Consider the following 13253-nt stretch of genomic DNA (forward strand, 5'->3'; position numbering starts at 1 on the left):
CTCGGGGCTGAATAAAACAGCCCCGGTTGCTTAGCTTGTTGCTTGAAGGCTCAACCTACGCGGTAGTTTGGCGCTTCCTTGGTGATCTGCACGTCGTGAACGTGGGATTCGGCCATGCCGGCGCCGGTGATCCGCACGAACTCAGGCTTGGTGCGCATCTCTTCGATGTCGGCACTGCCGGTGTAGCCCATCGAGGAGCGCAGGCCGCCCATCAACTGGTGGATGATCGCGCTCAGGGTGCCCTTGTACGGAACACGCCCTTCGATGCCTTCCGGAACCAGCTTCTCGGCGCCTGCCGAGGAGTCCTGGAAGTAACGGTCGGAGGAACCCTGGGCCTGGGACATGGCGCCCAGCGAACCCATGCCGCGATAAGCCTTGTACGAACGGCCCTGGAACAGTTCGATCTCGCCCGGCGCTTCTTCGGTACCGGCGAACATCGAGCCCATCATCACGCAGGAAGCACCGGCCACGATGGCCTTGGACAGGTCACCGGAGAAACGGATGCCGCCGTCGGCGATCAACGGTACGCCTGTGCCTTCAAGGGCAGCGGCGACGTTGGCGATGGCGCTGATTTGCGGCACGCCGACACCGGCGACGATACGGGTGGTGCAGATCGAGCCAGGGCCGATACCGACCTTGACTGCGTCGGCGCCAGCTTCGGCCAGGGCCTTGGCGGCGGCGCCGGTGGCGATGTTGCCGCCGATGACCTGCACTTCAGGGAAGTTCTGCTTGACCCAGCGAACGCGGTCGATCACGCCCTTGGAGTGACCGTGAGCGGTGTCGACCACCACCACGTCAACGCCGGCGGCGACCAGTGCGGCAACGCGATCACCGGTGTCTTTACCGGTACCGACTGCAGCACCCACGCGCAGACGACCTTGATCGTCCTTGCTGGCCAGCGGGTAAGCCTTGGCTTTTTCGATGTCGTTGACGGTCATCATGCCCTTGAGGGCGAATTTGTCGTCGACGATCAGCACGCGTTCGATGCGGTGCTTGTGCAGCAGTTCACGCACATCGTTCTTGTCGGCGCCTTCCTTGACCGTGACCAGACGCTCTTTAGGCGTCATCACTTCACGGACAGTGGCTTCCAGACGGTTCTCGAAACGCACGTCACGGGAGGTGACAATGCCGACCAGGTCGCCATTGTGCAGCACCGGAACGCCGGAGATGTTGTGCATGCGGGTCAATTCGAACAACTCGCGCACGGTGGCGTCGGCGACGATGGTGATCGGGTCTTTGACCACACCAGCTTCGTAACGCTTGACCTTGCGGACTTCGGCAGCTTGCTGCTCGATGGTCATGTTCTTGTGGATGATGCCGATACCACCTTCCTGAGCCATGGCGATTGCCAGACGGGCTTCAGTGACGGTGTCCATGGCAGCGGAAACCAGTGGAATATTCAGCTCGATGCCACGGGTAAGGCGGGTCTTGAGACTGACTTCGTTAGGAAGCACCTCGGAATAACCGGGTACTAGGAGAATGTCGTCGAATGTCAGAGCTTCTTGGCTGATACGCAGCATCGCGGGGGCTCCCGAGCGGGAAAATGGAAGCGCGCCATTATAGTCAGACACCCCTTCGGGTTCAATGTAAAACTCTGTCTATTATTGGCATTACTGACATACGGGGATTACGGCGTTACGGATTGCTGCTTTTTTGTGGGAGCGAGCTTGCTCGCGATGGTCGTGAACGATGACGCGTGCTTTCTGGAAACCAACGTCGCCTTCAAGTTCATCGCGAGCAAGCTCGCTCCTACAACTCGACTTTCACCCAACTGACCGGCTGATCCAGCCAATCGGCGAATTCATCGATAAAGCTCTGTTTGAACCCGGCTTCGGCCCAGTTATTGAAGATGAAACCGAGATTGGAGAAGCCGCACTCCTGCAGGAACAGGAAGCCATTGATGTCGTCTTCATGCCCGCATTCGGGACAGGTGAAGTTGTCGGTACGCCCCGGCATCCAGTCTTCCAGGCTTTCGAACAAGGCTTCACCCACTTCCTTGCGGCACTCGGCGCAGCCCGCTTCGCCAAGAAAACCCTTGGCCGGCGTATAGATGCAGCGCTTGGTGATGATCTCCAGGCCATTGACCGGCTCGCCGAATGGCAGCGCGTCCGGGTGCAGGACCACCTCACGGGCACCCTCGGCGATCGCATGGCCCATGCGATTGCCGGTGCGGCCGCACGTGGTCAGTTCTTCCTGGATGATGTTCTTGCGCACCAGCCAACGCACGACGGCCCGGGCCCGGGGTTCGTGTACCGGCAGGGTGGAGATTTTCGGGACGATGATGCTTTGGGAATTCATGGGGTACAGGCCTGGAACATTGATAAAGGGTCTTGGGCACCCCCAAATTATAGAGACTGAACACCGGACCTGTGGGAGCGGGCTTGCCCGCGAAGAGGGAGTGTCAGTCAACATTGATGTGTCTGACACACCGCTTTCGCGAGCAAGCTCGCTCCCACAGGGATACGGGCTGGTCCGCGAGGGTGTTTACAGTTCTACGACCACCGCCTGCGAAGCACGGGTCGCCTTGGCGCGGGCGGCTTCGATCGATTCGTCGCGCGCCAGGGCCACGCCCATGCGGCGCTGGCCGTTGACTTCAGGCTTGCCGAACAGGCGCAGCGCGGTATCCGGCTCGCTCAAGGCAGCACCCAGGTTGGCGAAAGCGGTCTGGGTCGACTGCCCTTCCACCAGGATCACCGCCGAGGCCGAAGGTCCGAACTGACGGATCAACGGGATCGGCAGACCGAGAATGGCCCGCGCGTGCAAGGCGAACTGCGACAGGTCCTGAGAAATCAGCGTGACCAGGCCGGTGTCATGCGGGCGCGGCGAGACTTCGCTGAACCACACCTGATCACCCTTGATGAACAGCTCGACACCGAACAGACCACGGCCGCCCAAGGCTTCGGTCACGGCTTTGGCGACACGTTCGGACTCAGCCAGGGCAACCGGGCTCATGGCTTGCGGCTGCCAGGATTCCTGGTAGTCGCCTTTCTCCTGACGGTGACCGACCGGCGCGCAGAAGGTGGTGCCGCCGACGTGGCGCACGGTCAGCAGGGTGATTTCGTAGTCGAAATCGATGAAGCCTTCGATGATCACCCGACCTTTACCGGCACGGCCACCTTCCTGGGCGTAGTCCCAGGCCTTCTGCACGTCATCGACGCTACGCAGCAGGCTCTGGCCCTTGCCCGAAGAACTCATGACCGGCTTGACCACGCACGGGAACCCGAGGTCTTCAACGGCTTTGCTGTAATCCTCGAAGGTGTCGGCGAAGTGGTACGGCGAGGTTGGCAGGTCCAGCTCTTCAGCGGCCAGGCGACGGATGCCTTCACGGTTCATGGTCAGCTGCGCAGCACGGGCGGTCGGGATAACGGTGAAGCCTTCGGCCTCCAGTTCCACCAGGGTCGCGGTGGCGATGGCTTCGATTTCCGGCACGATGAAGTGCGGCTTTTCGGCTTCGATCACGGCACGCAGGGCAGCACCATCTAGCATGTTGATCACGTGGCTGCGGTGCGCCACCTGCATGGCCGGCGCATTCGCGTAGCGGTCCACGGCAATCACTTCAACGCCCAGGCGTTGCAGCTCGATCACCACTTCCTTGCCCAACTCGCCACAGCCACACATCAATACGCGGGTCGCGGTAGGCGACAATGGAGTTCCGATACGGCTCATCTGAAGGTCCTCAAGAAGCGGATCATCGAGGATACGGCGCAATAGGCGCGATCCATGGGGAGAAAGCGCGGCATTTTACATGAACTTCAGCCGACGACAGCCTGTTTGCGCAGGCGCCAGGCCATGATCAGCCACACGGCGGTGACCCCGGCGAATTTCGAGCCCAGGGCGGTGAGGATAACGCCCGGCGTCAGGGCGTCGATCATGCCGAAAAAGATAAAGGTATCGAGGGGAATGCTCAGGGCCGAACTTATCCACAGGCGATCGTGCAGCGGACGCCGGGTGATGCTGAACACCAGCCAGTCGATGCACTCGGAAACCGCGAACGCCGTGGCGCTGGCCAGGGCGATGGACGGATCGGAGGTGACATAGGACAACACCAGCGCCACCAGCATCGCTGCGAGGGCGCCATGCCCGAATCGGGCTTGCACCATGTCGCGCAACACAAACACCAGCCCGCCCCAGGCCGACCAGATGATGTCCAGGTGCGGGGCGGTGGAAAAGGCGTAGTTGATCAGCACGACGCTGCTGATGTAGGCGATCAGGAAGAGCATGGGCGTGGAAGTACCTGTAAGTTTGCCGCACAGGATACTGTAGGAGCGAGCTTGCTCGCGATGGTCGTTAACGATAACGCGGGACGTCTGGCTCCCCGCGGTGCTCTTGAGTCCATCGCGAGCAAGCTCGCTCCCACAATCAAACGCATCCCCATGTAGGAGCGAGCTTGCTCCTACAATCAAACGCATTCCCATGTGGGAGCGAGCTTGCTCGCGATAAAGTGCGAAGCACTTTCTGGGGGCGATTCAGTTATCGGATTTGGAAGGCAACATCCAGATCAACCCACTGGCCTTGGCCCGCTCATGACACAACCCCAACACCGTGCGGCGCTCGTCGTTGGTCATGCGGCTCCAGCGGGTAATCTCCTCCACCGTGCGTTGGCAACCGGTGCAGATGTCATCGTCGTCCAGCGCACAGATATTCACGCAAGGCGATGCAACCGGGCGTTCGCTGGCAGTCATTCTTCCTGCTCGGCCAGGTCGCGGGCATAGCGCTGCGAGTTGTGCACGTAGTGAGCAGCGCTGGCCTCCAGCATCCTGATTTGCGGCTCGGTCAATTCGCGCACCACTTTGCCGGGCGAGCCCATGACCAGCGATCCGTCCGGAATCTCCTTGCCTTCGCCGATCAGCGAGTTGGCGCCGATGATGCAGTTCTTGCCGATCTTCGCACCGTTGAGAATCACCGCGTTGATGCCGATCAGGCTGTAGTCGCCGACGGTGCAGCCGTGGAGCATGGCGTTGTGGCCGATGGTCACGCCGGTACCGATGGTCAGTGGGTAGCCCATGTCGGTGTGCATCACGGTGCCGTCCTGGACGTTGCTGTTCTTGCCGATCAGGATCAATTCATTGTCGCCGCGCAATACGGCGTTGAACCAGACGTTGGCGCCCTCTTCCAGCTTGACCTTGCCCACCAGCACGGCATTGGGTGCGACCCAGCTCTGTGGATGGGTTTCGACGCGGGCGTCGCCCAGGCGGTATTTCATTGTTGTATTCCTCAAGGCTCAGGCAGGCTTTTTTTCAGCAAAACCAGGATTCAGGCCATTCGAACGATGGCTTCAGATATTGATAAAGCTTTTGGGAGGCTGATGCAGGCTGATTTTGGCGTCATACAGCAGGTTGATCAACTCGACGATCATGATCGCCGTCAGCCCCCAGATCTTGTATTCGCCATAGCGATAGCTCGGCACGTACCAGCTGCGGCCCTGATAGTCGATGCGGTGGGTATGTTCGCGAGGGTCTTTACGGAAGAATTCCAGGGGCACGCTGAACACCGCGGCGATCTCGGCGTCGTTGGCCCGGTATTCGACAAAATCCGGGATCACACCGACATAGGGCGTGACCTTGATGCCATGCAGGCTGATCAGCGGGCTGAGCGGTCCGATCACCTCGACCAGCCCCGGCGGCAGGCCGATCTCTTCTTCGGCTTCACGCAGGGCGGTGAAAATCAGGTCGGGGTCTTCGGGGTCACGGCGCCCGCCGGGGAAGGCAACTTCGCCGCCATGGGTCGACAGGCCGCTGGCACGCAGGGTCAACACCAGCTCGGGCTCGTCACTGCGGGTGATGGGCACCAGCACCGCGGCCTCGGGAAAACGACGATCGGTCTCCAGTGTGCGTGGAGTGTGGTTACTAACCCGATGCAGTAGCTCGTCCAGCATGAGTGTTCTCGATTTGTGCCTTACCCGGCATCATGCACCAATCGCTGCGGTCGCCCAACCCCCGTAACCGCCCCATGTCGCGAAACGACAACTTGCCGACCGGCACTGCCGCACGCCAAGATAGGCGCAGCATTCAGGAACCCCAGCATGAAATTTTGCAGCCAGTGCGGTAACCCGGTGACCCAACGCATTCCCGAAGGCGATTCGCGCCTGCGCTTTGTCTGCGACAGTTGTCACGCCATTCACTACCAGAACCCCAACATCGTCGCCGGCTGCGTGGCGACCTGGGGCACCCAGGTATTGCTGTGCCGGCGGGCCATCGAGCCGCGACGCGGTTACTGGACCCTGCCCGCCGGCTTCATGGAGAACGGAGAAACCATCGAACAGGCCGCCATTCGCGAGACGGCCGAGGAAGCCTGCGCCCGGGTGCGCAACCTGAACATCTATACCCTGATCGACGTGCCGCACATCAGCCAGGTGCACGTGTTCTTCCGTGCCGAACTGGTGGACCTGGACTTTTGCGCCGGCCCCGAGAGCCTGGAAGTGCAACTATTCGACGAAGCGGACATTCCATGGGATGAGCTGGCTTTCCGCACGGTGGGCCGTACCTTAGAATGCTTCTTCGCTGACCGGCGGACCGAAATCTATCCCGTTCGGTCTGAATCGATCCCGCCGCTTGCTCAGCCTGCCATTATCTGATGTCATCTCGGCATCACCGGGAGGCGCCGAAAGATTGTCCGAATGCGGCCCGAGCCAGCGGCAGCTCCTGCAAAAACTTCTATACATAAATAGTCGCGACACCTCCTGGGGAATCGTTTCAATGCGCTGGTTGCTTGCCCTGTTCTGTTTGTCGTTTGTCACGGTGTCCCAGGCTTCTGCCGTGGAAACCCTGGACGGCAAGGTCATCGAGAAAATCCTGATTCTCAAGTCTTCCCATCAATTGCAATTGATCAATGACGGCAAGCCGCTCAAAACCTATCGCATTTCCCTGGGCAAGCGTCCCAAGGGGCCGAAGCTGATGGAAGGCGACAAGCGCACTCCGGAAGGCTTCTACTGGGTCGACTGGCGCAAGATCAGCGACCGTTTCAACCTGGCGATGCACATTTCCTACCCGAACATCAGCGACTCTGCACGCGCCCGTCGTGAGGGCGTCGAGCCCGGCGGCATGATCATGATCCACGGCACCCCGGACACCGAGGACACCCCGGAAGACCTGTTCCACACCCTGGACTGGACCGACGGCTGCATCGCCATGCGCAACATGGACATGCGCGAAGTCTGGAACCTGGTGCCGGACGGCACGATGATCGAGATTCGTCCGTAGTCCTTTGGCCGCCTGTTAAAACGCCATTGCTGGCAAGCCAGCTCCTGCATTGAATTGCGTAATGCACAATCTGTAGGAGCTGGCTTGCCAGCGATGAGGTCCTTCCGTGCAAAAAAAACCCACTGACGAATCAGCGGATTTTTAATTGAGCGATGGGAAGATCAGAAATCTTCCAACCGCCACACCTCATAAGCCGGTGTCTCGTAGGGATGGCTGTATTTCAGAGCCGCCACTATCGGGCGAATCAACTCATCCGCTACTACTTGGCTCATACATTACTATTCTACGGTGAACTCAAACACATCACTTGGCTTACTAGTCTTTCCCCCGATGGTTTGCGTTACACGTACATGCTTGGAGCCTTTTGTGAACTCGCGGTAATAAACCCAAGTATTGCCCACAACCACCGCACTTTCTGGATCCGCCTCTCCCATAATCCAAATTTTAACTAGCGCATAATAATCGCAAACTCCTGAAAGATAAATTCCACCTGCGGGATGCGTACTTCCGGCAAGGGGAAAAACAATTTTTGGCGGTACCATTTCAAATGATATACGAACGGGCCGGCTCCATGGAGAAAAGGAATTGCCTATCCATTGCTGCGCATCTAACAAGACAAATTCCGGGTACCTATTCATTCCCAAGATCACCTGCCGGTTCCATTCTGTCCCATCAACTTCAGCACTAGCGGTTGAGCTCCCCGGACCATAACTTTCGAAATAGTATTGAGCTGAAGCGAGAACAGTTGCCCCCTCAAGGCAAGTACCCGATAGCTCAATGGCTTGCCCCAAAAGAAAAGAAGTTCCCTCCTTGGGCCAGGTTACAGTCGGCTCAGGAAGACTCTGAACCGTGCTAATCAAATTATCGCGGGTGCCTCCGAAAACCTCATCAATAAAAAAATTTTCCTGTGTATTTGAGCAACCAGAATCTGAATAATGTACTGCATCACTTGCACCTGAAAAGAACTCACTGTTCTCACTCGAGATTGGCGTTGTCGAGGCTGGCGACGCCTCTACCCCCCCTATTTTCACTGCTTTAACCTGGGCAAGGGAGGAGGGTAGGCCATCGATATACTGACGCACCGCGATGGTTATGATATCCGCGCCACGCCCGATCCACCCGTACCAAGCATTTACGAGCATTCCGGGTGGATATGCTTCTTCACCCCACACTCGACAATAAAACCAATGATCATTGACCACCACAGCATCACCAAGTTTGCCTTTACTAGTCAGCACTACAACAGCGGCTCCCCTTTCACAGGTTCCCGTAATAATTAGATGACCTGCAGGATTGGAAGAATAGGCACGCGGTGCAAGAATTACGGGTGGTGGCGGTAACCGGTCAATTTCGTAATTCGTTTGTTGCTCAGTAAAACTCTCATCCGCCGAAGCAATAAATGGCTTGCCGCCAGACTCTTCAAGATCGTTCGACATTGTTCCATCCTCTATCTTTTTCCAAGCACAATCGCCTGTGACACCAATGTTTTAATGAAAAGTAGCGAGCAAAACACCTGTCATAAATGACAGACCTGATGAACGGCAGACTGAAATGAATTACTAATTGGTCCCGTCACGAGATTCCAGCTAAGCGATAACGACGACGAAGCAACCGACGTTTAACAGCTCATTGAGGATTCTGCGCTCGTAGGAGCTGCCGCAGGGGGAGCGTGAAAGGCAATAAAAAACCCGCTGAAATCTCTTTCAGCGGGTTTTTCATTTCAGCACCGGAGAATCAGAAATCCTCCAGCCGCCACACTTCATAAGCCGGTGTCTCATAGGGATGGCTCTGTTTCAGAGCCGCCACTACCGAGCGAATCAACTCATCGGCCACCACCAGCTCAACCTTCCATTCCTCGACCTGTTCGACCTGCCCTGCCTCGCCAATGAACGGCTGGCTGCCGTCCAGTGGACGAAACTGGCCAGTGCCCAACACTTGCCATGAACAGTGGTCATAAGCACCGATTCGCCCACCACCGGCGGCGAATACGGCGCTTTTGACCACCTCGACATGACTGTCGGGAACAAAAAAGCTGAGCTTGTACACGGCGCTTAGTTTACCCACACACGAGCGTTACGGAACATACGCATCAACGGAGCATCTTCGTTCCAGTCATCCGAGCGCCACGAGTTCTGCACGGCGCGGAACACACGTTCCGGGTGCGGCATCATGATGGTCACGCGACCGTCGCGGCTGGTCAAACCGGTGATCCCGCGCGGCGAGCCGTTCGGGTTGGCCGGGTAGCTCTCGGTGACCTTGCCGTGGTTGTCGACGAAACGCATCGCCACGCAACCCGACAGATCGGCTTCCAGCAGTGCTTCTTCGCTGGCGAACTCGGCATGGCCTTCACCGTGAGCAATGGCGATCGGCATGCGCGAACCGGCCATGCCTTGCAGGAAGATCGAGTTCGACTCCTGGATCTGCACCATGGCAACACGGGCTTCGAACTGCTCGGAGCGGTTGCGCACGAAGTGCGGCCAGAACTCGCTGCCCGGGATCAGCTCGTGCAGGTTGGACATCATCTGGCAACCGTTGCACACGCCGAGGGTGAAGCTGTCGTTGCGTTCGAAGAAGCCCTGGAACGCATCGCGGGCACGGCTGTTGAACAGCGCGGATTTCGCCCAGCCTTCACCGGCACCCAATACGTCGCCGTAAGAGAAGCCGCCGCAAGCGACCATGCCCTTGAACTCGTTCAGGTCGACCCGGCCGGCCAGAATGTCGCTCATGTGCACGTCGATCGCGTTGAAACCGGCGCGGTCGAACGCGGCAGCCATTTCCACCTGACCGTTGACGCCCTGCTCACGCAGTACGGCAACCTGTGGGCGAATGCCTTTCTTGATGTAAGGCGCGGCGATGTCCTGGTTGATGTCGTAGCTCAGCTTGACGCTCAGGCCCGGGTTTTCTTCTTCCAGCAGCACGTCGAACTCTTGCTCGGCGCAGTCGGCGTTGTCACGCAGACGCTGGATCTGGTAGCTGGTCTCGGCCCACTGGCGTTGCAGCAGACGACGCTGGCCTTCGAACACAGTGTCACCGTTGAAGGTGATGCCGATCTCGCCATTGTTGATTGGCTGACCGATCACCGACACGCAGTCACCCAGGCCGGCAGCGCTGAACTGCGCGAGGATGTCCGGGGTGGCGTCCTGGCGAACCTGGATCACAGCACCCAGTTCTTCGTTGAACAGGATGGCGGCGATATCGGCAGAAGTTTCTGCCAGACCGTCGAGGTTCAGGCTCAGGCCACAGTGACCGGCGAACGCCATCTCGACAACGCTGGTCAGCAGACCACCGTCGGAACGGTCGTGGTAAGCCAGCAGGTGGCCGTCGGCGTTGAGGCCCTGGATCACCGCGAAGAAGGCTTTGAGGTCTTCGGCGTCGTCGACGTCCGGAGCCTGCTTGCCGAGCTTGCCGTGAACCTGCGCCAGGATCGAGGCGCCCATGCGGTTCTGGCCGCGGCCCAGGTCGATCAGGATCAGGTCGGTGGTGCCCTTGTCCATGCGCAGTTGCGGGGTCAGGGTCTGACGGATGTCAGTCACTGGCGCGAAACCGGTCACGATCAGGGACATCGGCGAAGTCACGGACTTGTCCACGCCTTCATCGTTCCAGCGCGTAGCCATGGACATCGAGTCCTTGCCCACCGGAATGGTGATGCCCAGCTCAGGGCACAACTCCATGCCGACCGCTTTCACGGTGTCGTACAGGCGTGCATCTTCACCCGGGTGACCGGCAGCCGACATCCAGTTCGCCGACAGTTTGATGTCGGAGATCTTGCCGATGCGCGAGGCCGCGATGTTGGTCAGGGTTTCGCCGATGGCCATGCGGCCCGACGCCGGAGCGTCCAGCAGTGCCAGCGGAGTGCGCTCGCCCATGGCCATGGCTTCACCGGTGTAGACGTCGAAGCTGGTGGCGGTGACGGCAACGTCGGCCACCGGAACCTGCCACGGGCCGACCATCTGGTCACGGGCCACGAGGCCGGTGATGGTGCGGTCGCCGATGGTGATCAGGAAGCTCTTGCTCGCCACGGCCGGGTGATGCAGGACGCGCTCGACGCAATTGGCGATGTCGAGGGTCGACGGATCGAAATCGTCGCCCAGTTCGTTTTCACGAACCACCGAACGGTGCATGCGTGGAGCCTTGCCCAGCAACACTTCCAGCGGCATGTCCACCGGGCTGTTGCCGAAGTGGCTGTCGGTGACGGTCAACTGCGGTTCGGCAGTGGCTTCGCCGACTACGGCAAACGGGCAACGCTCACGCTCGCAGATCGCCTTGAAGCGTTCGAAATCCGCCGGGCCGACGGCCAGAACGTAACGTTCCTGGGATTCGTTGGACCAGATTTCGTGCGGGGCCATGCCCGGCTCGTCGTTTGGAATGTTGCGCAGTTCGAAACGGCCACCGCGGTCGCCGTCGTTGACCAGTTCCGGGAAGGCGTTGGACAGACCGCCCGCACCCACGTCGTGGATGAAGCTGATCGGGTTCTTGTCGCCCAGTTGCCAGCAACGGTCGATGACTTCCTGGCAGCGACGTTCCATTTCCGGGTTTTCGCGCTGTACGGAAGCGAAGTCCAGGTCTGCCGAGCTGGTGCCGGTGGCCATGGAGGAAGCCGCGCCGCCGCCCAGGCCGATCAGCATCGCCGGGCCGCCGAGCACGATCAGCTTGGAGCCGACGACGATCTCGCCTTTCTTGACATGTTCTTCACGGATGTTGCCCATGCCGCCAGCCAGCATGATCGGCTTGTGGTAGCCGCGAACTTCGTCACCGTGCGGGGTGGTGATCGATTGTTCGAAGGTACGGAAGTAGCCGGTCAGTGCCGGACGACCGAATTCGTTGTTGAACGCAGCGCCGCCCAGCGGGCCTTCGATCATGATGTCCAGCGCGGTGACGATGCGCTCGGGCTTGCCGTACGGCACTTCCCACGGCTGTTCGAAGCCCGGGATCTGCAGGTTCGACACGGTGAAACCGGTCAGGCCAGCCTTCGGCTTGGCACCGCGACCGGTGGCGCCTTCGTCACGGATCTCGCCACCGGAACCGGTGGATGCGCCCGGGAACGGGGCAATCGCGGTCGGGTGGTTGTGGGTCTCAACCTTCATCAGGATGTGCACCGGCTCCTGCACCGCGCCGTACTGGCGGGTCTCAGGGTCCGGGAAGAAGCGACCGGCCACGGAGCCAACGATCACCGAAGCGTTGTCCTTATAAGCCGACAGAACGCCTTCGCTGTGCATCACGTAGGTGTTCTTGATCATGCCGAACAGGCTTTTTTCCTGGCTCTGGCCGTCGATGTCCCAACTGGCGTTGAAGATCTTGTGACGGCAGTGCTCGGAGTTCGCCTGGGCGAACATCATCAGTTCGATGTCATGCGGGTTGCGCTTCAAACCGACGAAGGCGTTGACCAGATAGTCGATCTCGTCTTCGGCCAGGGCCAGGCCCAGCTCGGTGTTGGCTTTTTCCAGCGCGGCGCGGCCGCCGCCCAACACGTCGATGGCGGTCAGGGGTTTCGGTTCGGCGTGACTGAACAGGCCGGCGGCCTGCTCGAGGTTGCCAAGGACGATCTGGGTCATGCGGTCGTGCAGACCGTCGGCGATCAGCTGGGCTTCAGCGTCGCTGAACTGGCCGGCCACGTAGAACGCAATGCCGCGCTCCAGGCGCTGGATTTTCGCCAGGCCACAGTTACGGGCGATGTCGCTGGCCTTGCTCGACCACGGCGAGATGGTGCCGAAACGCGGCAGCACCAGAAACAGACGACCGGTCGGTTCCTGTACCGGAACGCTTGGACCGTACTTCAGAAGGCGCGCTAGCACCTGCTGTTCGTCGCCGGTCAGGACGCCGGTAACTTCGGCGAAGTGAGCGAATTCAGCATACAGGCCGCTGACAGCCGGAACCTTCTGGCTCAGTTGCTCAAGGAGCTTGCTGTGGCGAAAGGCAGAAAGGGCAGGAGCGCCGCGCAGGATCAACATCTTCGGGACAGCCTCGGGAAGGGGTGTGCTTTGAGGCCGTGCATTCTAGCCTAAACAGCCCGCGACATCACCCGAAACGCTACGCACGGTTGCACTCGGGCGTCGA

Annotated in this window: 12 protein-coding genes and 1 pseudogene; 2 read left to right on the forward strand and 11 right to left on the reverse strand. The window is 59.6% G+C overall.

Annotated elements, in window-relative coordinates; all coding sequences use genetic code 11:
• Positions 1-50: 50 nt before the first annotated feature.
• The 7 genes from guaB to KGA98_RS03005 all read right to left on the reverse strand — a co-directional run bounded on the left by guaB (position 51) and on the right by KGA98_RS03005 (position 5875).
• Positions 51-1520: an IMP dehydrogenase gene (gene guaB, locus KGA98_RS02975; RefSeq protein ID WP_008053208.1), complete on the reverse strand. Its 1470-nt coding sequence runs from the start codon at positions 1518-1520 to the stop codon at positions 51-53.
• Positions 1521-1749: 229 nt separating this feature from the next.
• The gene (locus KGA98_RS02980) at positions 1750-2298 is read right to left on the reverse strand and encodes a sugar ABC transporter ATPase (RefSeq protein WP_154861742.1); all 549 of its coding nucleotides are present in this window, start codon (positions 2296-2298) and stop codon (positions 1750-1752) included.
• A gap of 186 nt (positions 2299-2484) precedes the next feature.
• Entirely contained in the window at positions 2485-3666 is a 1182-nt protein-coding gene (purT, locus tag KGA98_RS02985; protein ID WP_223501038.1) for a formate-dependent phosphoribosylglycinamide formyltransferase, read from the reverse strand.
• An 86-nt stretch (positions 3667-3752) separates the two neighbouring features.
• Positions 3753-4220: a VUT family protein gene (locus KGA98_RS02990; RefSeq protein ID WP_095943066.1), complete on the reverse strand. Its 468-nt coding sequence runs from the start codon at positions 4218-4220 to the stop codon at positions 3753-3755.
• A gap of 246 nt (positions 4221-4466) precedes the next feature.
• Positions 4467-4682 carry a DUF1289 domain-containing protein gene (locus tag KGA98_RS02995; RefSeq protein ID WP_090453267.1) on the reverse strand — a complete coding sequence of 72 codons (216 nt, stop codon included), beginning with the start codon at positions 4680-4682 and terminating at the stop codon, positions 4467-4469.
• Complete coding sequence (locus tag KGA98_RS03000) at positions 4679-5203, reverse strand: gamma carbonic anhydrase family protein (RefSeq protein ID WP_057716270.1); 525 nt, start codon at positions 5201-5203, stop codon at positions 4679-4681. The genes KGA98_RS02995 and KGA98_RS03000 overlap by 4 nt, the downstream gene beginning before the upstream one ends.
• A 72-nt stretch (positions 5204-5275) precedes the next feature.
• Positions 5276-5875 carry a CoA pyrophosphatase gene (locus tag KGA98_RS03005; protein ID WP_150813638.1) on the reverse strand — a complete coding sequence of 200 codons (600 nt, stop codon included), beginning with the start codon at positions 5873-5875 and terminating at the stop codon, positions 5276-5278.
• A 147-nt stretch (positions 5876-6022) separates the two neighbouring features.
• On the opposite strand from KGA98_RS03005, the gene KGA98_RS03010 reads away from it, so the two are divergent.
• Both KGA98_RS03010 and KGA98_RS03015 read left to right on the forward strand, forming a co-directional pair.
• Positions 6023-6574: an NUDIX hydrolase gene (locus tag KGA98_RS03010; protein WP_057716272.1), complete on the forward strand. Its 552-nt coding sequence runs from the start codon at positions 6023-6025 to the stop codon at positions 6572-6574.
• A gap of 121 nt (positions 6575-6695) precedes the next feature.
• A complete protein-coding gene (locus KGA98_RS03015) occupies positions 6696-7199 on the forward strand; it encodes a murein L,D-transpeptidase family protein (RefSeq protein WP_223501045.1) in 504 nt (167 codons plus the stop codon).
• Between the two features lie 161 nt (positions 7200-7360).
• Here the strand turns inward: KGA98_RS03015 and KGA98_RS03020 are convergent.
• The 4 genes and pseudogenes from KGA98_RS03020 to purL form a co-directional block, all read right to left on the reverse strand.
• Positions 7361-7462 (reverse strand): annotated as a pseudogene (locus tag KGA98_RS03020) (NGG1p interacting factor NIF3); the annotation flags it as partial.
• A gap of 15 nt (positions 7463-7477) precedes the next feature.
• Positions 7478-8635 (reverse strand): hypothetical protein, encoded by a 1158-nt coding sequence (locus KGA98_RS03025; protein ID WP_223501047.1) that lies wholly within the window; start codon positions 8633-8635, stop codon positions 7478-7480.
• Positions 8636-8933: 298 nt separating this feature from the next.
• Positions 8934-9245, reverse strand: coding sequence for a YqfO family protein (locus KGA98_RS03030; RefSeq protein WP_223501424.1), 312 nt, complete (start codon positions 9243-9245; stop codon positions 8934-8936).
• A 5-nt stretch (positions 9246-9250) separates the two neighbouring features.
• Positions 9251-13147: a phosphoribosylformylglycinamidine synthase gene (purL, locus tag KGA98_RS03035; RefSeq protein ID WP_223501057.1), complete on the reverse strand. Its 3897-nt coding sequence runs from the start codon at positions 13145-13147 to the stop codon at positions 9251-9253.
• Positions 13148-13253 lie beyond the last annotated feature (106 nt).

Source organism: Pseudomonas sp. BF-R-24, assembly GCF_019947335.1.
GTDB classification, from domain to species: Bacteria; Pseudomonadota; Gammaproteobacteria; order Pseudomonadales; family Pseudomonadaceae; genus Aquipseudomonas; species Aquipseudomonas jessenii.